Annotated in this window: 24 protein-coding genes and 1 tRNA gene; 7 read left to right on the top strand and 18 right to left on the bottom strand. The window is 42.7% G+C overall.

Features of this window, described 5'->3' with window-relative positions:
• Positions 1 to 97: 97 nt before the first annotated feature.
• The 4 genes from M1B78_RS16225 to M1B78_RS16240 all read right to left on the bottom strand — a co-directional run bounded on the left by M1B78_RS16225 (position 98) and on the right by M1B78_RS16240 (position 2,609).
• Positions 98 to 331: a hypothetical protein gene (locus M1B78_RS16225; protein ID WP_257932138.1), complete on the bottom strand. Its 234-nt coding sequence runs from the start codon at positions 329 to 331 to the stop codon at positions 98 to 100.
• A complete protein-coding gene (locus M1B78_RS16230; RefSeq protein WP_257941243.1) occupies positions 312 to 803 on the bottom strand; it encodes a DUF3990 domain-containing protein in 492 nt (163 codons plus the stop codon). Before M1B78_RS16230 ends, M1B78_RS16225 begins: the two co-directional genes overlap by 20 nt.
• Positions 800 to 1,042, bottom strand: coding sequence for a DUF3791 domain-containing protein (locus M1B78_RS16235; protein WP_136009518.1), 243 nt, complete (start codon positions 1,040 to 1,042; stop codon positions 800 to 802). Before M1B78_RS16235 ends, M1B78_RS16230 begins: the two co-directional genes overlap by 4 nt.
• Before the next feature lie 346 nt (positions 1,043 to 1,388).
• A complete protein-coding gene (locus M1B78_RS16240) occupies positions 1,389 to 2,609 on the bottom strand; it encodes an ATP-binding protein (RefSeq protein ID WP_016274181.1) in 1,221 nt (406 codons plus the stop codon).
• 416 nt (positions 2,610 to 3,025) lie between these two features.
• Between M1B78_RS16240 and M1B78_RS16245 the strand changes: the two genes are divergently transcribed.
• On the top strand, positions 3,026 to 5,875 hold the full coding sequence (locus tag M1B78_RS16245) for a SusC/RagA family TonB-linked outer membrane protein (protein WP_257941253.1): 2,850 nt from the start codon (positions 3,026 to 3,028) through the stop codon (positions 5,873 to 5,875).
• Between the two features lie 17 nt (positions 5,876 to 5,892).
• Positions 5,893 to 7,410 carry a RagB/SusD family nutrient uptake outer membrane protein gene (locus tag M1B78_RS16250; protein ID WP_257941244.1) on the top strand — a complete coding sequence of 506 codons (1,518 nt, stop codon included), beginning with the start codon at positions 5,893 to 5,895 and terminating at the stop codon, positions 7,408 to 7,410.
• 58 nt (positions 7,411 to 7,468) lie between these two features.
• On the opposite strand, the gene M1B78_RS16255 is transcribed toward M1B78_RS16250, so the two are convergent.
• The 5 genes from M1B78_RS16255 to M1B78_RS16275 all read right to left on the bottom strand — a co-directional run bounded on the left by M1B78_RS16255 (position 7,469) and on the right by M1B78_RS16275 (position 11,157).
• A complete protein-coding gene (locus M1B78_RS16255) occupies positions 7,469 to 8,134 on the bottom strand; it encodes a MarC family protein (RefSeq protein ID WP_136009785.1) in 666 nt (221 codons plus the stop codon).
• Positions 8,135 to 8,186: 52 nt separating this feature from the next.
• Complete coding sequence (locus M1B78_RS16260) at positions 8,187 to 8,885, bottom strand: YjjG family noncanonical pyrimidine nucleotidase (RefSeq protein ID WP_257941245.1); 699 nt, start codon at positions 8,883 to 8,885, stop codon at positions 8,187 to 8,189.
• An 86-nt stretch (positions 8,886 to 8,971) separates the two neighbouring features.
• Positions 8,972 to 9,850 (bottom strand): hypothetical protein, encoded by an 879-nt coding sequence (locus tag M1B78_RS16265; protein ID WP_136009783.1) that lies wholly within the window; start codon positions 9,848 to 9,850, stop codon positions 8,972 to 8,974.
• 34 nt (positions 9,851 to 9,884) lie between these two features.
• Complete coding sequence (gene rsmI / locus M1B78_RS16270) at positions 9,885 to 10,559, bottom strand: 16S rRNA (cytidine(1402)-2'-O)-methyltransferase (RefSeq protein WP_257932143.1); 675 nt, start codon at positions 10,557 to 10,559, stop codon at positions 9,885 to 9,887.
• A gap of 13 nt (positions 10,560 to 10,572) precedes the next feature.
• Positions 10,573 to 11,157 carry a hypothetical protein gene (locus M1B78_RS16275; protein ID WP_257932144.1) on the bottom strand — a complete coding sequence of 195 codons (585 nt, stop codon included), beginning with the start codon at positions 11,155 to 11,157 and terminating at the stop codon, positions 10,573 to 10,575.
• Positions 11,158 to 11,267: 110 nt separating this feature from the next.
• Here M1B78_RS16275 and M1B78_RS16280 point away from each other — a divergent pair, with 110 nt between their 5' ends.
• The 3 genes from M1B78_RS16280 (at position 11,268) to M1B78_RS16290 (ending at position 13,184) form a co-directional block, all read left to right on the top strand.
• Positions 11,268 to 11,873 carry a thymidine kinase gene (locus tag M1B78_RS16280; RefSeq protein WP_136009780.1) on the top strand — a complete coding sequence of 202 codons (606 nt, stop codon included), beginning with the start codon at positions 11,268 to 11,270 and terminating at the stop codon, positions 11,871 to 11,873.
• A gap of 24 nt (positions 11,874 to 11,897) precedes the next feature.
• Positions 11,898 to 13,013 (top strand): AI-2E family transporter, encoded by a 1,116-nt coding sequence (locus tag M1B78_RS16285; protein WP_136009779.1) that lies wholly within the window; start codon positions 11,898 to 11,900, stop codon positions 13,011 to 13,013.
• A gap of 95 nt (positions 13,014 to 13,108) precedes the next feature.
• Positions 13,109 to 13,184, top strand: a tRNA-Lys gene (locus tag M1B78_RS16290).
• 238 nt (positions 13,185 to 13,422) lie between these two features.
• On the opposite strand, the gene M1B78_RS16295 is transcribed toward M1B78_RS16290, so the two are convergent.
• The 7 genes from M1B78_RS16295 to M1B78_RS16325 all read right to left on the bottom strand — a co-directional run bounded on the left by M1B78_RS16295 (position 13,423) and on the right by M1B78_RS16325 (position 20,301).
• Positions 13,423 to 13,632, bottom strand: coding sequence for a winged helix-turn-helix domain-containing protein (locus tag M1B78_RS16295; protein WP_136009778.1), 210 nt, complete (start codon positions 13,630 to 13,632; stop codon positions 13,423 to 13,425).
• 509 nt (positions 13,633 to 14,141) lie between these two features.
• Complete coding sequence (locus M1B78_RS16300; protein WP_176468873.1) at positions 14,142 to 14,684, bottom strand: hypothetical protein; 543 nt, start codon at positions 14,682 to 14,684, stop codon at positions 14,142 to 14,144.
• A gap of 301 nt (positions 14,685 to 14,985) precedes the next feature.
• Positions 14,986 to 15,159 (bottom strand): hypothetical protein, encoded by a 174-nt coding sequence (locus M1B78_RS16305; RefSeq protein WP_176469617.1) that lies wholly within the window; start codon positions 15,157 to 15,159, stop codon positions 14,986 to 14,988.
• Between the two features lie 103 nt (positions 15,160 to 15,262).
• On the bottom strand, positions 15,263 to 16,981 hold the full coding sequence (locus M1B78_RS16310) for a DUF4091 domain-containing protein (protein ID WP_257941246.1): 1,719 nt from the start codon (positions 16,979 to 16,981) through the stop codon (positions 15,263 to 15,265).
• Positions 16,982 to 17,031: 50 nt separating this feature from the next.
• Positions 17,032 to 18,639: an alpha-galactosidase D gene (locus M1B78_RS16315; protein ID WP_257941247.1), complete on the bottom strand. Its 1,608-nt coding sequence runs from the start codon at positions 18,637 to 18,639 to the stop codon at positions 17,032 to 17,034.
• A 380-nt stretch (positions 18,640 to 19,019) separates the two neighbouring features.
• On the bottom strand, positions 19,020 to 19,643 hold the full coding sequence (locus tag M1B78_RS16320) for a RagB/SusD family nutrient uptake outer membrane protein (protein WP_257941248.1): 624 nt from the start codon (positions 19,641 to 19,643) through the stop codon (positions 19,020 to 19,022).
• A gap of 136 nt (positions 19,644 to 19,779) precedes the next feature.
• Positions 19,780 to 20,301, bottom strand: coding sequence for a hypothetical protein (locus M1B78_RS16325; protein WP_257941249.1), 522 nt, complete (start codon positions 20,299 to 20,301; stop codon positions 19,780 to 19,782).
• On the opposite strand from M1B78_RS16325, the gene M1B78_RS16330 reads away from it, so the two are divergent.
• Together M1B78_RS16330 and M1B78_RS16335 are read left to right on the top strand one after the other, a co-directional pair.
• A complete protein-coding gene (locus M1B78_RS16330; protein ID WP_257941254.1) occupies positions 20,289 to 20,789 on the top strand; it encodes a sigma-70 family RNA polymerase sigma factor in 501 nt (166 codons plus the stop codon). The genes M1B78_RS16325 and M1B78_RS16330 overlap by 13 nt on opposite strands.
• A gap of 508 nt (positions 20,790 to 21,297) precedes the next feature.
• Positions 21,298 to 21,672, top strand: a complete 375-nt coding sequence (locus tag M1B78_RS16335; RefSeq protein WP_257941250.1) for a DUF4377 domain-containing protein — start codon at positions 21,298 to 21,300, stop codon at positions 21,670 to 21,672.
• A gap of 258 nt (positions 21,673 to 21,930) precedes the next feature.
• Here the strand turns inward: M1B78_RS16335 and M1B78_RS16340 are convergent, their stop codons facing one another.
• Both M1B78_RS16340 and M1B78_RS16345 read right to left on the bottom strand, forming a co-directional pair.
• Positions 21,931 to 23,478 (bottom strand): arylsulfatase, encoded by a 1,548-nt coding sequence (locus M1B78_RS16340; RefSeq protein WP_257941251.1) that lies wholly within the window; start codon positions 23,476 to 23,478, stop codon positions 21,931 to 21,933.
• A 140-nt stretch (positions 23,479 to 23,618) separates the two neighbouring features.
• On the bottom strand, positions 23,619 to 24,863 hold the full coding sequence (locus M1B78_RS16345) for a RagB/SusD family nutrient uptake outer membrane protein (RefSeq protein ID WP_257941252.1): 1,245 nt from the start codon (positions 24,861 to 24,863) through the stop codon (positions 23,619 to 23,621).
• Between the last annotated feature and the right edge of the window lie 119 nt (positions 24,864 to 24,982).

The following is a 24,982-nucleotide window of genomic DNA, read 5'->3' on the forward strand; positions in this document are numbered from 1 at the left end:
GTGGTGTGGGAGGTCGGTAAATGTGAAAGTAGGAGGTAAATGCCTTTTATGAACAACATTTACCTCCTACCCAATTACTACAGTTTTTTGCTTTCTTTTATTCACTTATCCCTTTCTTCATCTCATTTTCTAAAAAGCTATATACATAAAGATAGCTCTGAAAGACCAATCCGGTTTTGACATTTTGAAGCTTGGCAAATGTTTCCGACTGGATAAACAATCGCATAGCTTCTAGTATGGAAAGTCCTTCCACTTCCACCAATCGCGTAATGATATCTTTAGCAATGCTATTGACTGCATAACGTATTTCATTATCTGAGAACTGTTCCATATTCTACAAACTTTAATAGTTCTATTGCTCTGTCCGTACCAAAATAATATTGCGGATGAATGCCTCCTTTATATGAGATCTTCCTCACCAGAGTGGGTAAATCAATGTTTTCATTGTAATAATTCAAAATTTGAAGTCCGATTCTGTCATCAGCAATTGGACCTATGACAATATCATACTCATGTCCGACATTTTCATATCGGTTTTTCATTACGAACAAAGCCCATTCTTCATTGTAAGTTTCAAAAGTCTTAATATTTAATGAGGAATCGTTAAGATTTTCGTCATCAATATCAAAAACAGTTACTATCGCTTCCCCGCATTCATTCCTTTCAACGGTACGTAACGCCATTGCTTCCGCTTGACTTCTGTCATCTGAAAGATAGAACCCTTTTCCAAAGTCCTTGTTGGGCTTTGATAAGGATAAGTCAATCTTTGAGATTATCGTATTGGAACCATGATACAGTTTCATTGAATCATTCCTCCTCTATTAATACAAACTTGCGATACATCGGAAAGGATTTCATTAAAAGAAAGTGTATGTTCTACATCATAATGCTTTTCCAAGAAAGCAAGTCCACCGTGAAAGTCCAAATAGCTATAAGCCTGTTTATACTTTAAGCCATGCAATTTGGCAAACTCGTCAATCACAAAAACCATCAACTCTATTTTTGCAGCATTCAAAGACATTCCTTTCATTAGTTCCTCCATATTGCTTGTTAATCTATAAGAACAAAGATAGAAAAAGTTACATTATCCCTTTCTTGTTTTAACGACAATTTTACTTTTTCTAAGAATAAGGCGAATTCCATATCTGAACTTAAGGGCCCTTTATGCAAATAGGATTAGAGATAATTTGCGAAAATATATTTTACACTACCTTCAAAGTGTTTTTATAAATAAAGTGTTTTAAGCCGCCCATTGTGAAATGAGCGGCTTTTTAATATCTGCCTTATTGTCATTCAGCTCGTTTCAGTAGTCATATCTCAAAGAACTTGTCTAAAAATTGAAAAGCCTATTGATTTACTCTTCTCATGTTGGAAATTAAATTATAGATTTACAATCTTTCTTTATCCTCTGCCAACAAAAAGTTTCGCAGTGAAATCTGTTTAATTCCCTTGTAATTTCCCCCGCTCTGCATTTCATCCATTGTAACTACATATTTGGGGTAATTGTCTGCTATTTCCAAAAGATTGCCGAATTCTCGCTGAACGGTTGCATCATCGGGAAGCATATACGCTACTTGGATATAGACTTTATGATCGTCTTTGGAAGCAATGAAATCAATTTCCTTATTTCCACTCTTTCCGACATATACTTCATATCCATATCTCAACAAATCAATGCATACAACATTTTCCATTAACTTGTTGATATCTTTTCGGAAATCAAAATGCTGTATGGAATTATGTAATCCCAAATCTTCAAAATAATATTTCTCACCAATCTCAAAGATTTTCATCCCTTGGATTTCAGCTCGTTGAATTTTGTAAATGAAGAAACTATTACACAGTGCCTTTAGATAGTTCAGAATTGTCTGCGTGGGAATGTTGACGTGTTGCGACTTTAAATATTTACTAATATTCTGGGCAGAAAAAAGAGAGCCGGTATTATCTATCAGATAAGCTACGAGATTCTCCAAAAAAGATACATTCCGGATTGATTCACGGGCAACCACATCTTTTAGTAGGATAGTAGAATAAACATTTCTCAAATACTCGAATATAACATTCTTGTCCATTGTTAGATTATGAATGTATGGCATACCTCCGAATGTAAGATAGAGTTTTAAACTTTCGGTGGAATCTTGACATTGATTGAAAGTTAAGAATTCCCCGTAGCTAAGTGAATGAATGGGAAATTCTATATATCTTCCTGCCAATTGAGTAGCAAGTTCACTGGACAGCATTTTAGCATTGCTTCCGGTACAATAGATGTCGCATTTATTTTCGTTCAATAAACTCCGCAGACACAATTGGAATTCTTCAATCTCTTGGATTTCATCTACAAAAAGATAGTTATGATTATGCCCAGTAACCTTCTTTAAAACATATTGATAAAGATCCATGTAGTTCCTAATTTCCGTGAAGGCAAGTTGCTCTTTATCTACAAAAATGATATTGGCTTCCGGTATGTTTTTCTTTATGATATCTGATATCTGCAAAAGAATGTAGCTTTTACCTATCCTACGTTGGCCAGTTATTACTTTTATTATACTTTTATCAATAAACGGTTCAATTCTCCTTATGTATAAAGGGCGGGAGATATAATTTTTCATATTCAAACACGATTTAGTTTATGCGCAAAGATATAAAACCCTTCAATTATAATTAAATTTTTCCGTATATATTATATATTCATCGATTATAAATAACATATGTAAACCAAATATTTCTCAACAAAAAATATTTTGGAACTTTCATGGATAAAATCTATCTTTCAAGATAAATTCCTCTATATAATCTATCGTTATTCTTGAATAAAAAACATTTATTGGGTTAATTAGTACATCACCAATTAAAAGAGTAGAATGAAATGTTACAATAACGCGCTCATTATCAGCTTTTAATTATTCAAAACGGTATAAAATGGGTACTTCGAGCCACTTACCTCCCTTTGCCGTATACCTTTATAGATAATATACAATAGAATAAACTCTGTTCTATAGTAAACGTAAACAATTGTTTTTTAACAATATACACTTATTGTAGTTCCGCGAAAACTCTGGTAATCTCGTTTGTTGGTATGCAGACGCAGGAGGTGGCGATCAAACCTCATGTAAAGGTAATTTTGAAATCCGATTCTGAGCTACTTGAAGAGGTTGTGGTTACCGGTTACGGTACATTTAAAAAAGCATCATTTACTGGAGCTGCTTCTACTGTAAACACTTCCACCTTGGAAGATGTACCGGTTCTTTCTGTTGCCGACAAACTTTCTGGTAATGTCGCTGGTGTTACTTTTGGCTCAAGTTCAAGTAATCCTGGTTCTGTAAGCAGTATCCGTGTACGTGGTATGGGTTCCATCAATGCCGGAAACAATCCGCTTTATGTTATTGACGGAACACCGGTCACAAGTGGAGACTTATCCGAGTTCACTTATAGTGATGCAGGAACTGATATTTTGTCTTCACTCAATACCAATGACATCGAGTCTATCACAGTTATCAAAGATGCGGCGGCTGCCTCTCTTTACGGCTCGCGTGCTGCCAACGGTGTTGTGGTCATTACGACGAAAAGCGGAAAACAAGGCAAAACAAATGTAAGTTTCCGCTCTGACTGGGGTTTCTCCAACATGGCGATAGATTATCGTCCTATGCTCGACGGTGACTCGCGCCGTGAACTCTTATGGACCGGTCTCAAGAATTATGGGTTATACACCGGAAACATGTCTGACGCAGATGCCGCAACTTTTGCAGACCAAAACATCGAGGATTTTGCTTCAAAACCCTCGACCGGATGGACGGATTGGAAAGACCTGCTTTTCCGTAACGGTTCTCATCAGAACTACCAGCTGAGCGTATCTGGCGGTAACGACCGTACCAAGTTCTACACCTCAGCAGCTTATACCAATCAGGAAGGTATCATTTACAAACAAGGTCTAGAACGTTTCACTGGTAATGCAAACCTCACTCATAAGTTTGGAGACTTTGAAGTTCAGGTTACAAGCCAATTCTCAAAAGTAAGACAAAACAAAACCAATGAAGCTACCTCCTATGATGGACCTGTGGCCAATTACGCATTCTTCCAAAATCCCTCATCAACTCCTTATAATGAAGACGGCACATTAAACAATGGTTGCGGTGTATTTGGAGTCAACCCTCTGTATGAAAGAGAACACAGTTCCGACGTTTATACCCTGATGAAGGCATTCAATACAATCAAGTTGACTTATAATATTTGGGATAAGTTGAATTTAAGTGAAAAGATTGCTTATGATTACGCACAAGGTACCAATGATGTTCTTTGGGATCGACACTCAAACAACGGTGCCCCAGGCGGTGTTATGCAGCGTATTGTCAATCGTAATGACCAGTTGAATACACAAACTCAACTTTCTTACATCAACTCTTTCGGTCTGCATAATATTGATGCCCTGCTTGGTTTTGAAACACAAGATACGGAATATGCTTTCAACTACATGGCAGGCCAAGACTATCCGGGTGATTTGTACGAATTGACAAATGCCGGTTCGACAAGTGCCGAAACCAACAGGCAGAGCTATCGCATGACTTCGTTCCTCGGACGTGCCAATTACAACTATGCAGACAGATATTATCTCGGTTTCAGTTATCGTACCGACGGAAGTTCACGTTTGGCTAGAGAAAACCGGTGGGGAAGTTTCTGGTCAGTTTCCGGGGCATGGAGATTCATAGACGAAAGTTTCCTGAATCCCGTCAAAAGTGTATTGACAGATGGAAAGCTACGTGTGTCATACGGTGTAAACGGAACTCAACCATCAGATTATTATGCTTATATGAATCTCTATAAATATGGAATCATATACAATGGACAGTCAGGAATGTCAATCGTCGGAATTGCAAATCCGGACTTGAAATGGGAAAAGAACAAAACATGGAATATCGGTCTCGACCTTTCATTCATTGACCGTATCTCTGTAACATTCGACTACTATCAACGTAAAACCAGTGACCTTATATACGACCTTCCCGTATCACAAGTTGGCGGATATTATGATAGCAGCTATGGGTATACCACTCCGCAAAACATCGGTTCACTGAAGAACTCCGGTTTTGAGTTGACCATTACATCAACCAATTTCAGAAACAAGGATTTCACGTGGACCACTTCTCTGAACATGGCACATAACAGCAACAAACTGACCCAATTAGATGGCCAGCAGAATGAAATCGTATCAGGACCACTGATTCACCGTGTAGGCGAGCCTTACTATTCATACTACGTTTATGAATACGCCGGAGTCGACGCTGAGACCGGTAAAGAAATGTTCTACCTGAATGACGGAACAGAGAATGCCCGCAAAACAACTACAAATATCTCTGAAGCCAACAAAACTATTGTAGGCAAGCATCAGGCTAGTATAGAAGGCGGTCTTACCAACAACCTCAAATGGAAGTTTATAGACTTAGGCTTCACTTTCACTTATTCATTGGGTGGTGATGCTTTTGACTACTCCACTTGGCAGCACTCCAATGGCGGTTCATATTTATATAGTGGTGCCGTACCAACATACTATGACATCTCAAAGATGTGGACCATACCGGGCGATACAAATGCCACATTGCCTAAATTTGAATATGGAAGCGCAGCTTCACTGTCTTCACGCTGGCTGATGCCTACTGATTATCTACGTCTGAAGAACCTCACATTAGGTGTAAGCATTCCGCAAAACTACATCAGCAAGCTTGGACTTAGCAAGGCCAGAATCTACTTCTCTGGTTCCAACCTGCTTACATGGAAGTCCAAAGACCTATTTGTAGATCCGGAAATGCGTGTAGACGGACTATGCACATTTGAGACTCCGGCATTGAGAACATATACATTCGGAATAGAATTGAATTTCTAACTAATAAAGATACGAAAATGAAAATATTAAAAACATTATACACAGCAACGCTTTGCGCAGCTATGGCAGTCAGCACTTCATCATGCCTCAACAGTTGGCTGGATCAGTCACCCGCAGACGGAATAGATGCTGAAACCGCAATCAAGAACAGCGATGATCTGGCCAATGTGCGGACGGGACTTTATGCTGCCGTTAAAGGTAACAGTAGCCTGATTAATTATTATGGACGCCTCATGTTCGTATACGGTGACATGAGAGGGGAAGATATCCAATATGAATATAACGGTGGAAGTGGAAGAGCAAACTTCTACTACTATATGGAATATACAACTGCCGACAATTTCACCACCTCAACAGCCGTATGGCAGATGCCTTATGTAGTCATTGCACGCGCCAACCGTCTGATTCAGGCAGCAGAAAGTGGCAACCTGACCGACGCGGCAGAGGCAAAAGCCACTATTGACCAATATGATGCAGAAGCAAAAGTTCTGCGCGCCATGGCACTGTTTGACCTTACACGTATCTACGGTAAACCTTATACGGTAGATCAAGGCAGCTCACTCGGTGTGCCCATCGCTACCTCTCCACTGGAATCGACAGAAAAGCCAAGCCGCAGCACAGTAGCTCAATGTTATGAGGCTATTGAGAAGGATTTGACAGATGCAATCAATTCAAATGCACTGCCCAAAACCAATGAAGTGGGCTATGTCAACCTTTGGGCTGCCAAAGCCTTGCAGGTACGTGTATATATGACAAAAGGCGAATGGAGCAAGGCTTTATCCGTAGCTGAAGACATCATATCAAACTCGTCTTACAAACTCTGGGAACCGTCCGAATATGTTGCTGCATGGAGCAAAAGTGATGCCAATCATTCAAAAGAAATCATGTTCGAGATTTCCATCAACAACAATACTGACTGGACAGACCGTGAAGGTATTGCCTACTTATATGCAGACAAGGCTGGCGCTTCTCCCGGATATGGAGATGTAATTGTCACAAAAGACTTCTCTGACATGCTTACATCCGACCCGGCAGACATCCGTAACGACATATTACTGGCAGCGGCAGCAGGAGGATTTGACAAACGCAAAGTTTACATCAACAAAATGCCTGCTGTAAACGGAGATGTACGTTACTCCAATGTCCCGTTGCTGCGCTTGTCAGAAGTTTACTTGTCAGCAGCAGAAGCAGCTTTTCAAGCCGGAGACAAGAACAAGGCTGCCAACCTGCTGAACGATATCATATCCAACCGCACAACGGATGAAAGCAAACAAGTAACCAGCGGAAACATCACATTAGACCGCATCTACATTGAGCGCCGCAAGGAACTTGTAGGTGAAGGACAGCGCTACTTCGATGTTATGCGCCGAGGTGAAACCATTACACGCTACACGGACGTTAATGACAGAGGATGGCATGACGTATTGAGCGAAGAAGCACGTACATTCAACCGCGACTCCAAGAAAGCGCTCCCGTTAATTCCCGTTGGTGAAATCAATGCCAATCCGAACATAGAACAAAATCCAGGCTATTAATCAATAGTAGCCTAAAGAACTTGGGAATTCTCCCAATGTGTTTTTATAAATAAAGTGTTTAGAGGAGGTGTGCCAGTGATGGTATGCCTCCTTCTTTCAATATATCCACCAATATCGGTTTCACTCCGCTGACAAAACACTCAACGGCAATAACCATCAGGATAAGTCCCATCAGACGCATCATCACATTGTTTCCCGTCTCACCCAGGATTGTGACCAACCGCGTGGAAGCACGCAATATAAAAAAGGTAATCAGATAAATAAAGGCAATCATTCCTATAAGAACTCCTTTCATCTGAATGGTATGGGCATCCTGCATCAGTACAATGGCATTGGCTATAGCACCAGGACCACAAAGCATCGGAATTCCAAGAGGAGTAATGGAAATATCGTCGGCATAAGTCTTGATTTCCTCATCTTTCAGTTTCATTGGGGTATAACGGGCTTGCAGCATATCGAAGCCAATCTTAAAGATAATAACTCCACCGGCAATACGGAAACCATTGGTAGAGATACCGAAGAACTTAAAGAGAAACTGCCCTGCAAACGTAAAAACCATAATCGTAATAAAGGCAACCAGAGTGGCGCGCGATACTACCGACTGCCGTTCACGGTCTGTCATTCCATGCGTCATGGTCAAAAACACCGGCATGGTGCCGAGAGGATTTGTCAACGTAAAGAAGGAGGTAAAACAAAGTAGAGTGAAAGGTAAGATTGTGTCCATAGCTGTATAATATACGTTTCTGCAGACAAAAGTACAACTAAAAATTTCAATGTCACAGAATCTGCATCAATTCTTTCAGATTACTGATATGATAAGTCGGCAAAAAAGGCAGTTCTTCCTTTCCGGTTACATTATAAAACACTTGGTGCATACCCACTCCTTTGGCTCCTGCCACATCATTCTCCCAACTATCGCCTATCATCAAAGAATCACGCACCTCGGATTGTGTGGCAGAAAGGGCAAAATGAAAAATTTCGGGCCAGGGCTTCAAGATACCGATATCATCAGAGAGAACAATCTTCTTAAAAAAGTGGTCAATGCCTGCCGAACGCATCTTATGACATTGCAGCTCCTGGAAGCCGTTGGAAAGGATATAGAGGTTATATTTCCCTGTCAAATATTCCAGTACCTCATACGCATGCGGCATCAGCCGACTTTTTGTGGGAATTACCGAGAAGAAATCATCAGAAAAAGCCTCGGCCAAAGCAACATCCCCCGCCCCTACTGCCTCCAGAGGATATAGAAAACGCTGGCGGTTCAACTCTTCCTTACTGACCTGGCCTCTGCCGTATTCTTCCCACAGCTCTACATTACGATGCTGATAAAGAGTATAGAAATGCTGGAAAGAGCGGAAGAAACGGTCATAATCATACTTATGATACATCTCTTCAAATGTATCGCGTGCATTAAGGGAAAATGCCCAAAGCGTGTCGTCCAGGTCAAAAAACAGGTTCTTATATTGGGATGCCATAATTTAAAGGAGAGGGATATATAGAAATAGACGCAGATTATCAATTCCAATAACCTGCGTCCGTTCTGTATCAGTCTATAACAGTGTTATTTTACTTGGATTACCAGATACTTGGACACACTCCAGAAGTCTTTCGGATTTGTAATCTTCAAAGTCAGCTGTCCTTTATCATCTTTCTCCAACACATAAGAGCCAGCAGGATGAGTAGTCAAGATATCAGCATCTTTAGAGTATAGTTTAATCTCTTTTGTCGTACGGATATCCACTTGTGTAAAGTAATCCTTATTGATATCAGAATCCTTCAGCACCTGACCTTTTTTGAAAAGTCCGGTGTTTGTCAATATCTTCTGATTTTTCAACTCCTTCTTTGTACCAAACACAAACCAAGCTGTATTAAGTGCCTTATCTTGCTCGGCAACGGTTTGAGCCTTCGCCTCATTTTCGGCAGTCAATTCCTCCTTCTCAGTAGACAAACCGGTCACAGCAGCATCCAGTTCCTGAATACGGATATTCTTGGAAGCCAGTTCAGCCTGCAATTCCTCAATACGCTGGGTCTTTGCCACCAACTCCTGAGTCAGAGATTCTACGGCTCTCTTTAACTGGGCAGAGTTATTCTTACTGTTCTTCAACATGGACTGCAGTTTGGCAATCTGCTCCTTATTCTCTTCCATCTGTTTACGGATAAACTCAATGTCCGACGCAATCTGCTGCTTGGCATTCAAAGAGCCTTCTGCCACGGCGCCACGTTGCAAATCTACACGGCTCTCCGCTGCATTAATCTGGCGGAATCCTTCTGAAATATCATTGAAAGTGCCCATCATCTCGTCCAATTCAGCATTACGCTGAGTCAGTTCCATCAATAAAGAATCATTTTCAGCTTTCAACTGATTCTTATTGCCACCAGAGAAGCTGTCACACGAAGCCATTACAGCCGCGCATACAATTAAAACTGCTAACTTTTTCATACGCTTTCGTTTTACGTTTGGTTAATGAAGTTATTTAATCGTCTATTCCTGCTACTACAATCACAATTTCACCACGCGGTTCGTTCACCGTGAAATGTTCTATTAATTCTGTAAGCGTTCCACGCACCGTTTCTTCGTGCACCTTTGAAATTTCCCGCGAAACAGATGCCTGACGTTCGGCACCGAAATGTTCGGTAAACTGCGTCAAAGCTTTTACCAATCTGTGGGGAGACTCATAGAACACCATGGTACGACGCTCCTCGGCCAATGCCTTCAGGCGGGTCATCCTTCCTTTCTTCTGTGGAAGGAAACCTTCAAAACAGAACTTCTCATTCGGCAATCCGGAAGCCACCAATGCCGGCACAAAAGCTGTCGCTCCCGGCAGGCATTGCACTTCGATACCATTACGCACACACTCTCTGACCACCAGAAAGCCTGGGTCGGATATACCCGGCGTACCTGCATCCGAAATCAAAGCTACAGTTTCTCCCCCCTTTATTCTATTAACAACACTTTCAACCGTTTTATGTTCATTAAATTTATGGTGAGATTGCATCACATTCTTTATTTCAAAGTGTTTCAGCAATATGCCGGAGGTACGTGTATCCTCGGCAAGTATCAAATCCACTTCCTTCAGAATCCGGATAGCACGGAATGTCATGTCTTCCAAATTTCCTACCGGAGTAGGCACTACATAAAGTTTTCCCATACTTATCGGTTGTTTAGCTGAAATATTTTTTGAGGAGTTCCATAAAATCGACGGCGGCTTCATTTTCTTCATCCGGGTGCACTTCCGAAGCAAAAATATCCATAGCCTTGTCCAAAGAAGGAGCCTCACCCAAACGGCGTACCACTTCATTCATCCGTGCAGTATCGCCTGCGAACAGTTCGCGGACAAAACGGAACGAATCGTTCAGGCTGATAGCATGCCGCAAGTCCTTGGAAGGCTTGATGCGTTCCGCCAAAATAGGAGACACCGAAGTTGCAACAGTCTGGAGCACTTCAGCCGTATGAACTGTTGCCGGTTCCTCACATACCATCTTCATTGTATCAGGGACTACCGGTTCAACCGGAGAAGCCGATTCGGCCAAAGGAGCAGTAACAGCAGGGAGTTCCTCTAAGGGTGGCACAACAACCGTTGGCGCCTCCTCAAGCAGTTCTTGCAACGCCTCCAAGCGTGCCTTCATCTGCTGGATATTCCGTCTTGCCACAATCCTCAATGTCGGATTGGCATCACTTGAAATGGCCTGCATCAAACATTTCAATTCCTGAATATCTAATTCTATGTCGTTTAATAGGGTTTGCATATCCTTTACACAGTCCGTGTTAACGCTACAAATGTAGAAATAAATAATGAAAAAATATCGGAAAGCAAACAAAAGTGTTACTTTTGTGCTTAAATATAACACTTGAAAACATGGTATTATTTTCAGAAGATCATATACAGGAAACCAAACGCAGGGGAAGAATTGAGGTCATTTGCGGTTCCATGTTCTCCGGCAAAACCGAAGAGCTGATAAGGAGACTGAAACGGGCAAAATTTGCCAAACAACGCGTAGAGATATTCAAGCCTGCCATAGACACCCGTTATTCCGAAGCTGATGTCGTATCGCATGACAGTCATTCCATAGCCTCCACTCCCATCGACTCGTCTGCCAGCATTCTGCTCTTCACTTCAGAGATAGATGTAGTGGGCATTGACGAAGCCCAGTTCTTTGACAGCGGTCTGATTGATGTATGCAACCAGCTTGCCAACAATGGTATACGCGTCATTATAGCCGGACTGGACATGGACTTCCGCGGTATTCCATTCGGACCTATGCCGGGACTGTGTGCCATTGCAGACGAAGTTTCCAAAGTACATGCCATCTGTGTGAAATGCGGTCAACTCGCCTCGTTCTCCCACCGTACCGTCAAGAACGACAAACAAGTACTGCTGGGAGAAACCGAAGAGTATGAACCCCTATGCCGGGAGTGCTATCAGCAAGCCATCCAAGCTGACCAAAAGGAAAACGGTCATTAACGAATACAAAAAAAACGGAGCATTATGGAACGCAAAAAGATTACATTCGACAGTTTTATTCGCGGTGTCATACTCGGTGTCGTCATTATCGGCATCCTTATGCTCTTCAAGCGTCTAAGCGGCGTATTGCTGCCATTCTTCATCGCATGGCTCATTTCCTATCTGATATACCCCTTGGTCACCTTTTTCCAGTACGGATTAAGGCTCAAGAACCGGGTCATATCCATCTTCTGCGCCTTGTTCAGTATTCTGATTGTAGGAGGAACCGCATTCTATCTGCTTGTGCCTCCCATGATGAACGAATTCGTCAGGGTAAAAGATTTGGTAATAGACTACTTTTCCAACGGAACCCACGACGGCAATGTGCCCAGAACACTCTCCGAATTCCTTCGTGAGAACATAGACACCCAGTTCGTCACCCAATTGTTCAAGGAAGAGAATATGCTGAACGCCATCAAGGAAACCGTTCCCCGGCTCTGGTCCTTGCTGTCAGAATCCGTCAATCTACTGTTCAGCTTCTTTACTTTCTTTCTCATTCTTCTCTATATAATCTTCATATTACTGGATTACGAAAGCATTGCCGAAGGATGGACCCACCTGGTACCGCAAAAATACCGGCCTTTCGTAGTCAGTGTGATGAACGATGTAAAAGACGGCATGAACAGATACTTCCGCGGACAAGCGTTCGTGGCATTGTGTGTCGGTATTCTGTTCAGTATAGGTTTTCTGATTATTGATTTCCCACTGGCCATTGGGCTCGGCCTGTTCATCGGTGCTTTAAACTTAGTACCTTATTTGCAGATTATCGGCTTTATACCTACCATCGTGCTGGCCATACTGAAAGCAGCGGATACGGGAGGAAACTTCTGGATTATCATCGCATCGGCCCTTGCGGTATTCATAATAGTACAAGTCATTCAAGACGGATTCATCGTACCGCGTGTCATGGGGAAGATTACGGGCCTGAACCCTGCCATCATCCTACTTTCTTTATCAATCTGGAGTTCATTGATGGGAATGCTGGGCATGATTATAGCACTCCCACTTACCACCCTTATGCTCTCCTACTATCAACGTTTCATCATAAACAGAGAAAAAATTCGCAAGTTTGAACAAGCTGATAATCAACAAGAAAAATAAAAATAAAAGTCGTCATCAAAACTTTTTTCTTTAATACATTTGTTTCTTTAAACAAAAGTAGCTATCTTTGCACCCGCTTAACAGCAATAAGGTCTGAATCGCTAGCTCAGCAGGTAGAGCACAACACTTTTAATGTTGGGGTCTTGGGTTCGAGCCCCAAGCGGTTCACCAAAAAAAGCAATTATCTGAAATAGATAATTGCTTTTTTCTTTTAAAGGTATCTGCTACGTAATGAGTTGGTTGGAAAGTTTATAATCATACCGATGCTTCAGAGCACAATACAGAATCACAATGAAAATGGGGTCAGCTGCAAAACCCGGTTGAATTTATCAGGCTTTCATTACTCAAACATAGGCTTTTAACACACTGATTAAATAATAGTTAGATATGCGCACTATTGTATATCTTCTCATTTTGCGATGACCCCGTAGTAAACCATGTTATCAATACGCTTCTGATAAATCTGGTTATTCTGCAGCAGATACCCCAAGGCCAAACACAAATCCACATCCCTGAACTTCGTCAGTTTCTGTAATTCAAAGATTGTACACCTCTTAAGATTGCACAGAATGGAATATACCATTTTCATATTATTAGTCGCCTTCTCAATATTCTTCATATTATTATCTTATTATTAGTTCCTTTCTTAAAATGATATCCTATATTATCTACTCAAAGATAAGACAAAGACAGAGCAATGACAAACATTGCCCATTCTTTTCATTTCAGATAACATTCTTTGAACTACGTATACCTAAAATCTGCAAAAAATATAGAACTTTATAAATATCAGCACTTTATAGAAAGGAATATTCACATTATACTATATCCGGAAACGATTATGCTGGTATCATCAAGGTACTATTATATAATAGCTCTTCATTTCGTCCACTTTTCTGTCTTTGAACCACACCTTGACAGCCGACCACCCCGCAGGAGTATAAGCACGGAATGTAGCAAGACTGGTTCATTACGCACTTCAGCAAAAGTCCGACTGATTCCAATTATGTATTATTGAAATTCAAAGGACTGATGCCACCATTTGGATTCACAGACAATTTGTACGCAAAAATCCTTAAGAAGAGCATTCTGTTACTCATCTGATGTCTTACACGGAGGAGATGAAAACTATAACCCCTTCGTTATCACTGGCAATCCGAAACCTCCTTTCTGCAAAGTCAGGACTTTCGGTTTGCCTTTTCGTGCTTTATTGTATGTGGCTGTGGAAACATGCAAAGTCTCTATCGCTCCATTCTCGAAAGCTACCTTTAAGAAATATTCTTTACGCACTCCAGCCGACACATAACGGTGCCTGCCTACTTTACGTTTCTTTTCCTGTTCTTTTATCAGCTTTTCAAGTACGGTAACCGTCACCTCTTGAGTAGAAGCAGGAGCCGCCATCTGATAATTCCCCACAAGAAAAAGCGAATACCCGATGAGGCCCACACAAACCACATGACACAACATATTCATGCCCATGCCCTCCACTGTCGTCAACCATACCCATTTCTTAGATAGAGGAAGTGTAACGACTGCTACTACAATCCCCACCCCTACAGGTATCCATAAGGCAGCCAAAGTTTTCTCATAGATATAACATCCAAGACCAGTCAATACAATAACCAGTATCAGCATCAAACAGCGGAGTATTTTTACAAGCAGTGCTTTCATTATCCCATCTATATTTTTTGCAAAAATACAAAGAAATTTTGTTCAAACGAAGACCGGGGATGCGTCAAAACACCAAAAATATGAAAATCACCCCTGTCACAGATATCTGTAGCAAGGGTGATTTTGTTAAAAAGAGGGTTTTGACACACCCTCAGCACATGATACACCTGCACTAACAAAAACAAGGACTTGCCCGTTAATCACACCTTCGGACAGTCCGTATTTCCAGGCTCCAGTTCATGCAAAATCCAAAATACGTAATATTTAATCCCGTGGTTTTCAACATCTTTACACAATGCCGCTAGTATTGATGCGGAATATGTGTGTAGTGCATTTCTCCGGAAATAACCCAGACAGCCTCTTCGTCATAAACAAATTGTCCATCTTTGATTTCAATACGGTATTTGTTGCCGGATTGTGCAATAAAGATGAAAAACATGCTAAGCAACAAGAATAAAAATGCGTATTTCTTCATAACTTGTTTGAATTGGATGAAAATAAAAGTCGGCATATACCAACGGCTTGTCTATCTCGAATAGCGAATCATTATTTGAATAAAAATTCACTTTGGTTTCTTTTTACTTGTTAAGAAAAGCGTTCAGTCTTTTAATATCCTCACCCAAAGTGGCGGCATTAATCTTTTTGTAAGCAAAAGGCTTTAACAACTTTTCAATGCTCTTGGCATAACGGGGATTTTGCTTCAGCACTTGTATCTTCTCAAACATCTGTATCCCCTCCACCATTTTTTCGAAACGAACAGATGATTGGTTGTCAGGATACACGATGTAGGTATCGCCTGCCGCCCATGTGTGAAAACGAGTATCGACTTCTGGTGATTCCACCCAGCTGTTGTATGCCCAGCGGAGGTAGCCGTCCAGTCCACGTTCGGCGGCTATCGGACCATAAGCGGATGCCTCTACCGGTTGTGAGAAAGTAAAGGTATTAGGCCATGATTCCGTGCAACAGGTGTAAAAAGTCGTTATCTTTCCTTGTTGGCGACGTGCGTCCACCACTCCGTCGGGATATTGGGTGTCGTAGGCAATGCAGAGGTCGAACAGTTCTCCTTCAAGTTCAGCGTGATAGTTTCCGGCAAGTGATATTTTGTAGTTCGGATCAGCCTTACGGATGACTCTCAAAGCTGCCTCCATACTCTCTTTGGGACGTTCGTCCATAGCAATGATAGTATGTCCGAACCAGCCTTTCGCTTTCAGATGAGTAGCAAAAGCTGACAATTTGTTCACCCAATAGTCATCGAACTCGGGCTTGTTGACATTCATCTTCTTGTCTACTATGGAGTTGGTTGCCTGGTCGTAATAGCGGAAAGAGAGTTTCCAGGGAATGACGGAATAACAGTAGATGTAAGGACCTACGCCACACTGTTGCATGAATTCCACCCAACGGTCGAATACCGTGAAGTCGTACATCCACGTACCGTCTGCCTTCTTTATTTCGGTAATCATGTTCTCAAAATAGTCGTAAGTCTGTCCGTTCCATGGTTTATGGGTAATGGAAGCGGTGATGCCGCGCTGACCAGCACGTGCCAGCCGTTGCATAAGCGGACGCATGGCTTCGAAGTGTTCTCGGCTCCACAAAGGCACGTTTGCCACACGCGCCACCGCAAAGGGATTTTGCCACAAATCCAGATGGAATTTGCACTCTTCAGGCAGTGCCATTGTGCGGTCAATCACCCGGATTGTAAACGGCAGCACGCCGCATTCCTTGCCTTCGCATTCCACTCTTATCCGACCTTTGTAAATACCGGAAACTGCATCACGTGGCACGTCAAAAGTTATCCACGCCGGACGTACGGTACGCGCTTCATAGCGTAACGTGCGCATAGGCTCTATGCGGTCGGCAACGAGGGCAGAATCAAACAAAGTCTTGTCCGGACGATAACCGCAACCGCCGCCATTCTTGTTCAGTTCGTCGGTCATCACATAGCGCACGAATCCGGTGGTTTGTTCATCCGTCCAGCGACATCCTTCCTGCTCTTCCACTTCAAAACGCAGGTTGCCTTCTTCTTCTCCTGACCATACCAGGAACTTGGCATGCAGGCGTTCGCCACGCCAGGCGGTCAGGATCAGGTACTTTGAGAGTTTACTGCTTATGGGACAAATGAATTTGTCGGTTTGCAGATTGGTGTCTCCCCAGGCGGCCTGTAGGTTCTTAGAGGTTTTGTTCCATGCCGGGTCATTGGCATGAGGAACACTTGGTTCGGTCACATCCTGTGCCATTACATTACCTGCCAAAAGCGAAAGGAAGAGGCAGGTACAAAAAGAAAGAAAATGCTTTTTCATTGGATATAATTATTTTTAAAGTAAATATTGCATGTCGGGTAAACGGCAGGTCAGTCGCCTATCCGTTTCAGTTGGAAGCAGTCTATATCCGGTGCCCAGCAATAAGGGCTACCCATGCGCACTGTGTTATACCCCGCTTTTAAGTGTACAGGCACCGTAATCGAAGCCACAGAATGTCCTTCCGCCGTCTCACGTAGGCGGTCTATCCGAATAGGTTCTCCATTATTCACCTCAATGAGCAGCCGGCGATACTTGCCGGGAATATAATCCACCGTCAGTTCGTACCATCCGCCTCGCTCACTATATACCTTGTTCCATTCGGCATAGTTCTCGCAGCTGCCTCCTACATAAGCAATCTTCATGCCGCCCGAGGCTTCGGGCATGGGTACATATGCCACCGTCTTGGACGATTTGCCCAAATCATTGAAGCAAGGCAGATAAGCCCATTCGGCTTCGTAAAGCGAAGGCTCTATTCTCCTTTCACCCTCCAGGCGCAGCATCAGTACACCGTGGGGAGGCACCTCTTTGCAAAGCACCCCTTGTATGGACGGCAATTGCCTCTGCCGCACCACGTCGCGCACCTTGACCGTGCCTGCCAGTTCAAGCACTTCCAAAGGAACATGAAAACCGCATACCGTGTCCGAAGGGTTGTATAAGGCCACGGCACGTATCCGTCCACGTAATTGTTCCACGTCCTTCACCAGCACATATCCCTCGCCCTGGCGCAAGGCCACGTATGCCTGCAAACCCAGCCAATCTTGGTTCAGAGCTATAAGTTCTTTGTTCTTCAACAACCGGAGTGAAGCTTCGGAAATGGTGGTGAGGTCGCAGCCTATCAGCAGTGGCGAACTCATGATGCACCACATCCCGAAATGCGTCTCTTCTTCTACGGGAGTCAGCCCCCGTCCTATCTCAAGCATGTCCATATCATTGTAGTGCCCGCCGCCGGCGTATGCCGACAGATAGAGGTTCTTCCGGATGATGGATTTTACTGATGCCCACTCCGGCCGGATGTCAGGACTGATGCGCCATGAACATGCCAACCGTGCCGCCCACGTACCCGGAAAGGCCCAACGGCAGATATTGACCGAGACGGGACGTTCCGTCACTTCGCGGATAGCACGGCATATCCCAGAATAGCGTCGTTCTTCTTCCAAATCCAGTTCCTGGCCCGCACCGCAATAGTCTATCTTGATGAAATCGAATCCCCAGTCATTAAAATAAAGCCGGGCATCCTGCAGCTCATGTCCATAAAGCCCGGAGCCCACGCCGTGGGTATCGTTATCCCAAATGGAACCACAGGTATTGCTGCCCGCATCCGAATAGATGCCTGCTTTCAACCCGAGCGAATGGATATGCTCTGCCACGCCTTTCATCCCATGCGGAAAGCGCACGGGATGGGTAACCATCTGTCCGGTGGAATCGCGGTGACCGAAAAAGCCGTCGTCTATATTGATATAAGTATAGCCGGCTTCCTTCAATCCGGTCTGTACCAAGGCATCTGCCTGTTTTTTTATCAACTCGTCACTGATATTCACCCGATAGGTGTTCCAGGAACTCCACCCCATCAGGGGACGAATCACTTCACCGCCTGTCGGCTGTGCGAGGGAGAAAGCAGGGAAATATCCCAGTAAAAGAAAGAGTAACGCAAATTTCATGATATTATTTATTTTCCACACTCACTTCCGTCAGTACATTGATGCCGTAGCGGCCTCCTTCAGCCACAGTCCACGTCGTATTCCCGTTAGCACAACGGATGGCATAACGGGCAGAACACAGCGATATATGTACTGTTATATATCCTTTTTATTGTCATAATCATTTTTCAGGTTTTAGATACCATATCCTGCAATGAATTTCCAAAGATAAGAGAAAAAATGTTGTAAGAAAAATCAGATACGGTTTATTTGTGTATTTATGAATATAGATGAAGTCCGGTATGTATCACACACGCCGGACTCCTACTAAGAAAAATACAAATATGATAATTATTTGTTTTTAGAATTTACATCATCAGAATCCCGGGTTCTGCACAATCTTACCTTGTCAGTCCGTCGCGGATGGCAGCCACCGGAATGGGCAGAAGCTCATATACGTACTTGCCACCTTCCATACGCTTCACGTTTTCGATAGAATGACCTGCATATTCGTTCTTCTTGATAGCCATCTCCACATAGCGGCCATGACGAATAAGGTCCTGACGACGTACACCTTCCATGTAAAACTCGTGTCCGCGCTCTTCAAGCAGCTTGTCAAGGTACTTATCTACCGTACCGATTTCATCATCAGTGAAGGCAGGCAGTTTGCCATGCTTGGTACGGATTTCGTTCAGATACTCCTTGGCCATGGCGTTCACGCTATTGTTGTTGCGCACCACTGCCTCGGCATAAAGGGTCTTTACATCCGAGAAGCGGAATACCACTACGTCACACATGCCCTTGTCGCCAATCATGCCGTCGATGGTGTATTTGCCCGGAACCGCACCTACTCTCAACGAACCGTCGGTCTTGTCCAGTTCTTCGCTGTGTTGCTTGCCGCTCGTATCGGTATATTCACCGTAGATGCGTGTCAGACGGTAATCACCCTTTTCAAAAGTGTGATAGTAAGACCATGCCATGCGGTATCCAGGTAGAAGGAAAATTATCCGGGCTAATTTTGTCATACACTTCACTCTCAAGCGCACAGCTCGAGGCTGCCAGCAAGATGGATCCCATCAACAGTTCTGTTATCTTGTTCATAATCGATTAATCTTTTAATTTTTTTTCTTTGTTTTACTTATTCGCTCTTCTGCCTGTCCTTTAGAACGTGATGTTCAGACCAAGGCTGTAAGAGGTCACGTTAGGATAAGAGTAAGTACCCGTATCGGTTTCGGGGTCAAGACCTGTCCAGTTGGTGATAACAAACGGATTGTTGACATCAGCATACACACGCAGGTTGGAGATGCCCCAGTTCTTCTTCACCGGAACGTTGTAACCCAGAGTAATGTTTCCACAACGGATGAAGTAGAGCGACTTCAAGTAATAGTCACCGTTTCCGCGGCTACCTGCCAAGATGCTGGGGTTCTTGGAACCTTGATTCTCGCTGCTGAACGAGTCGAACACATAATGAGAGAGATTCTGTGAGTTCTGGTTGGTGTCAATCCAGTCTTCCCAATAACTGGAAGTCACTTTGCGGCCTGCTTCACCATAGAAATATACATTGAGATCGAAACGTTTGTAGCGCAGGGCGTTGTTGAAACCGTAGATAATCTTGGGAGCGTTGTTTCCGAAAGAAGAGTTTTGAACAACTGTTCCACCGCTATTATCCGCTGCTTTGCGCATACGCCCGCCGCTTTGTAGGCATGGACGATGCCGAGGAGGTGGTACAAGATGTGTTTGCCTGCTTTTGGGAGAAGCGTGAGTCATTGCTCATCAACTCGTCGCTTAATGCGTACCTTTTCCGCATGGTGTACCACCGCGTGCTGAACAAGCTTGCCAAGGACAATGCCATGCACCGCGCCGACGAACGTTTCTGCCAGGACATGAACGACCTGCTTTACGATGAAGAACCTTTCAGCCTTGAAGAGTTGCAGCAACGCATCGAGGCTGCTTTGGCATCCCTGCCGGAAACCTATCGCGAAGCATTCATGCTCTACCGCATGCAGGGCTTGGAGTGCAAGGAGATGGCGGCACGGCTGGGGGTGTCCGACAAGCTGGTGTACTACCGCGTGCAGCAAGCTGTGAAGTTATTGGAGCAGAGCCTGAAAGATTACTTGCCGCTGGCATTGTTGATGCTTTCGATGAATGCAAACCATAGCCATTCTCTGTGACAGAAGGGGATTGATGCGACACTATACATTATATATAATGGTGCTTTGATACTGCAGTTTTTTTTCTATTTTCCAGTCACAGGTAATGCATTTTTTCGCTGTTCCGATTCGCTTAGAGCCTTCAATTTGTTATGATTTTGCACCACCACAAAGCATAAATATAACTATTTGATTATCAGCACATATAAATAGAGCCTATTTCAGTCGTATACTGAACGCAATTCAGTCGTATATTGAAATACATTCAGTATACGACTGAATTACCTTCAGTATACGGATAAAAGGTCACCCTATTGGTTTTGTAAACAATGCAGACTGTCGAAAAAGCCATAAGAAAAAAAGATTCCCGATTTCATTGGCTATGTAATCAACGCTATTAATAAGAAGACCTTAGAAACAAACGCCAAGAAGGTTAGAAAACAAAAAGGCCTAAATAAAAACAAGAAATAATAGGCAACTTATTATAAAATAAGTTATATTTGCTACATAACTTCTAATACACCATTTTATGAAGACTACAAATTTCTTGTGCTATGTGTTATTAACACTTATGGTAAGCTTTTGCACCTCGTGTTCTGATGACGAAAATTCTTATGATGAAACATTAGTTATTGCATCAGAAGTCATTACCACCAATGAGGGTACAGCTTATTGGGTTAAGAAAAACGGAAAAACAAACTGGGAACTAATGCATACTGGCATTTCAAATTTCAATCATGAAACAGGATATGAATATATAGTAAGAGTAATGGTTTACAAAAACAAGAATGCTGGCCCAGACCAATCATCACACAGCTACCATCTCTTACGTATTATTTCAAAAGAAAAGAAAAATTCGGAAGTGCCTCTTTTCACAACGGATGTCAGCTTTTTCAATCAATAGTGAGCAAACTATGAAACCAGAAACGGTTTATATTTTGGAGCGCAACGCAGTTATCTATCTTCAGGAGATATAAAAGGCGTAAAATCTGCATATAGCCCTCCTTTACACAAAAATAACATTGAAAATCAACCAATTAGAATCATGTGGAAACAAAAACCGTCTGACTCATTACAAGCCAGACGGTGAATTAAACTGATTCCTATAATTTAGATTCTTATTTTTCTCAATTTCATAATTCAAATGTTTCCAGCAGTTACTTTACGGTTCCAAAGAGGGAAGCGTAATTCTAAACAGTTCGCTAGGACAATGTTCCCTATAGATAACCTCTTTCATCTGTTTAACAATTTCAGGATAATCGGCAGACACATCATGGTCCTCATGAAGGTCAGTCACCAAATTATATAAGTATGGAACACCTTTCTTTACAAGCATTTTCCAATCGTCCATACGCACACCTATTTGATCTGTTTCATGAAATTCCCAATAAAGAAAGTCATGCTTTTGCTGTTTTTCATCATTGCCCAACATGGTAGGAGCAAAAGAAATCCCATCAAAGCAGTCTCCCTCAGTCTGCTTATTCAGGTATTTTTTAGGGAAACGTTTGTCTCCTATCAATTCACAGAAGGTTGGCATTACATCATAAAATACCAACTGATGGTTGTTTACTGTGCCCGCAGGTACATGCCCCGGCCAGCGTACAATAAATGGTACCCGAATACCTCCTTCGTGACATTGTCGCTTTAACCCACGCAATTTGCCGTCACGTCCGAAAAAAGCAGGATCCGCCCCCCCTTCTTCATGAGGACCATTATCACTGCTAAATATAACAATGGTATTTTCATCCAGTCCCTTCTCTTTCAGTTTGGCCAGGATTTCACCCACATATTTATCCAACCGAGTAATCATACCCGCAAATTCAGCATGGGTATATACCGCAGGGTTATAACGCGATCCCTCATCTCCTCCCCAAGTCTTGTCGGTAAAGAAACGCTGTTTGTACATTCTCAAGATGGAATCATTGGGCTGTGCCAATTCCGCATGAGGTAGTGTATAGGTCAGCAGACCGTAGAAAGGCTGTTCAGGGTTCTGCTGTTCAATCCATTGCAGAGCACGTTGATGAATCAAGTCAGCAGAATATTGCGGTCGTTTCTTATAATCTTCGCCATACATGGGATATTGAATGTTTTCTTCCAAGACCTCTCGCACAACAGCGGTATCTCCCATTGCCTTGCTGTATCTGTTCAAGAAATTAGGATAATAAAGGTGTGCCTGAAATTGACAGATAAAGCCGTAATATTCATCAACACCACGTTTGTCAGGAGTAGAACAGGAGCCTTCATAACCACCTGCCCATTTACCGAACATACCGGTGGTATATCCGTTATTCTTCATGATTTCGGGAAGTATGATATGATCTGGACTGTAAGGTTCTTGCCCTACTACAGAAAAGTCTTTGTTGTTGCCATACATCACGATAGACTGTTCCCGCCAATATTCCTTGTTTCCTCGTACATGTCCGTGTCCAGTATGCTGTCCGGTCATCAGAGATGCCCGTGAAGGTGCACTGACAGGACTTCCAGCATATGCCTGGGTAAAACGCATACCTTCTTGCGCCATTTGATCTAAACAGGGAGTATCAATATTTTTTTGTCCATAACACCCGAGGTCTCCATACCCCATGTCGTCACACAAGATAAAAAGGATATTGGGTTTGTTCTCTTTATTTCTATCGGCAGCAGATATACCATTGCTGCAAAATATGCCCAGCAAGGCCGTGCAGCAGAAAAGGGATTGATTGGGCTTCATAATTCAGTATTAAAAGTATTAATAAACATTTTGTATGTAAAGATAATGATAATTGAGTAAAAGTTGAAGATATCTTGAAAAATAAATGGAGTGTCTCTCAACACTCCATTTATAAAGTTTTCAGTCTAAGTCCTATAGTTTTACCATCCCGGATTATTGGGAAGCAAATTAGGATTCAGTGCAATTTCATTGGTCGGAATCTGATACAGATAGTATTTATCCAACCATCCCTTACCTACTTTGGTAGGGTCATTGTACATATATATGTAACCTTCTTTCTGCTCTTTATCAGTAGTTGCCAAACCTGTTTCAAGATTGATGAAAGTTCCTCCTTCGCCAATTTGTTCCTTGGTAGCCCATTGTCCATAAGCCACTTTATTTATAAACCATTCGGCTTTCTTCCAGCGACGTACATCATAGAAACCAAATCCTTCCCCCATCAGTTCAACCATACGTTCACGGCGGATTTCCCACAAAACCGGATTTACATCCGGATCGCGATTCGGGTCAAAACCGTTATTGATAGCATTCACGTCCATATCTGCAATTTTTGCGAATTGCCTTCTCAACTTGTTGATAGTAATGTCGGCTACCTCGTTATTGAACTCACCTTTTTCATATTTAGCTTCCGCATAGTTCAGCAGTACTTCATCAATCTTAAAAATAGGCATGTCGGCCTCTGCCTTGTTCTCCAACGAGCAATCCCAGACGTTATATAATCTCCATACATAGTTTCCGCTCTTAGCCACACAGAACCCTACACCGCCTTGATTGGTAAAGAAATGGGGAACTGCAGGGAGGATGTTTCCCGACCAGTTCATCATAGGAAACACTTTATGCTTACCAGCCTCACCGTTACCGCCACCATAACCAGTATAGGTAGTAACTCCCAAAATATCCATATACTCACGTTTGCCGTCTACATACTCCCAACTTTTATTAGCATGATTAACCACTTCATAAGGAGGTGCCACGGTTTCCAGAAGACGGCGGTCACGATTACGGAATGTGGAGTACATAGTTTTATCAGTCTTTCCCCATTCGTATTTCTCACTGGTACCAATGGGGTTACCGTCAGAACACAGGTACATATCAACAATATGCTGAGGCATTTCAATGTTGTGAGTGGAAGTACGCTCTACCAAGTGCATGGCATAGTTGTTCACTTCTGACGGCACATATTCTTTGTAGAGGATAATACCTTTCATACCGGCCAGATTGGAAGTCAGCATTTCTCCCCAATTGTCATGCAAATCGGGATATGCTTGCATCAGCTTTTCTGAGTATTTGATACAAGCATCAAAATATTTCTCCTCATCCCCCAAGTTGTGATATCTTCGCCACGTACCCTCAAACAAAGCAAACCGTGAAATCAAAGCCCTCACGACATTGGTATTAATGGTATTGTCGCCATCACCGGCAGATTTAGAAACTGTTTAAAAATTACACAATAATTTTGTTAAGCATGATTTTGCAGAAAGCAAGTTGAACCATAGGCTCTGCA

The organism is Bacteroides muris (ex Fokt et al. 2023) (assembly GCF_024704895.1).
In the GTDB taxonomy this organism is placed as follows: domain Bacteria; phylum Bacteroidota; class Bacteroidia; order Bacteroidales; family Bacteroidaceae; genus Bacteroides; species Bacteroides muris.

Bases quoted from the DNA above. Each gene is read 5' to 3' on its own strand.
- M1B78_RS16225 (WP_257932138.1), bottom strand. From the start codon at position 331: ATGGAACAGTTCTCAGATAATGAAATACGTTATGCAGTCAATAGCATT.
- M1B78_RS16230 (WP_257941243.1), bottom strand. From the start codon at position 803: ATGAAACTGTATCATGGTTCCAATACGATAATCTCAAAGATTGACTTA.
- M1B78_RS16235 (WP_136009518.1), bottom strand. From the start codon at position 1,042: ATGGAGGAACTAATGAAAGGAATGTCTTTGAATGCTGCAAAAATAGAG.
- M1B78_RS16240 (WP_016274181.1), bottom strand. From the start codon at position 2,609: ATGAAAAATTATATCTCCCGCCCTTTATACATAAGGAGAATTGAACCG.
- M1B78_RS16250 (WP_257941244.1), top strand. From the start codon at position 5,893: ATGAAAATATTAAAAACATTATACACAGCAACGCTTTGCGCAGCTATG.
- M1B78_RS16255 (WP_136009785.1), bottom strand. From the start codon at position 8,134: ATGGACACAATCTTACCTTTCACTCTACTTTGTTTTACCTCCTTCTTT.
- M1B78_RS16260 (WP_257941245.1), bottom strand. From the start codon at position 8,885: ATGGCATCCCAATATAAGAACCTGTTTTTTGACCTGGACGACACGCTT.
- M1B78_RS16265 (WP_136009783.1), bottom strand. From the start codon at position 9,850: ATGAAAAAGTTAGCAGTTTTAATTGTATGCGCGGCTGTAATGGCTTCG.
- rsmI (WP_257932143.1), bottom strand. From the start codon at position 10,559: ATGGGAAAACTTTATGTAGTGCCTACTCCGGTAGGAAATTTGGAAGAC.
- M1B78_RS16275 (WP_257932144.1), bottom strand. From the start codon at position 11,157: ATGCAAACCCTATTAAACGACATAGAATTAGATATTCAGGAATTGAAA.
- M1B78_RS16280 (WP_136009780.1), top strand. From the start codon at position 11,268: ATGGTATTATTTTCAGAAGATCATATACAGGAAACCAAACGCAGGGGA.
- M1B78_RS16285 (WP_136009779.1), top strand. From the start codon at position 11,898: ATGGAACGCAAAAAGATTACATTCGACAGTTTTATTCGCGGTGTCATA.
- M1B78_RS16295 (WP_136009778.1), bottom strand. From the start codon at position 13,632: ATGAAGAATATTGAGAAGGCGACTAATAATATGAAAATGGTATATTCC.
- M1B78_RS16300 (WP_176468873.1), bottom strand. From the start codon at position 14,684: ATGAAAGCACTGCTTGTAAAAATACTCCGCTGTTTGATGCTGATACTG.
- M1B78_RS16305 (WP_176469617.1), bottom strand. From the start codon at position 15,159: ATGAAGAAATACGCATTTTTATTCTTGTTGCTTAGCATGTTTTTCATC.
- M1B78_RS16310 (WP_257941246.1), bottom strand. From the start codon at position 16,981: ATGAAAAAGCATTTTCTTTCTTTTTGTACCTGCCTCTTCCTTTCGCTT.
- M1B78_RS16315 (WP_257941247.1), bottom strand. From the start codon at position 18,639: ATGAAATTTGCGTTACTCTTTCTTTTACTGGGATATTTCCCTGCTTTC.
- M1B78_RS16320 (WP_257941248.1), bottom strand. From the start codon at position 19,643: ATGACAAAATTAGCCCGGATAATTTTCCTTCTACCTGGATACCGCATG.
- M1B78_RS16325 (WP_257941249.1), bottom strand. From the start codon at position 20,301: ATGCGCAAAGCAGCGGATAATAGCGGTGGAACAGTTGTTCAAAACTCT.
- M1B78_RS16335 (WP_257941250.1), top strand. From the start codon at position 21,298: ATGAAGACTACAAATTTCTTGTGCTATGTGTTATTAACACTTATGGTA.
- M1B78_RS16340 (WP_257941251.1), bottom strand. From the start codon at position 23,478: ATGAAGCCCAATCAATCCCTTTTCTGCTGCACGGCCTTGCTGGGCATA.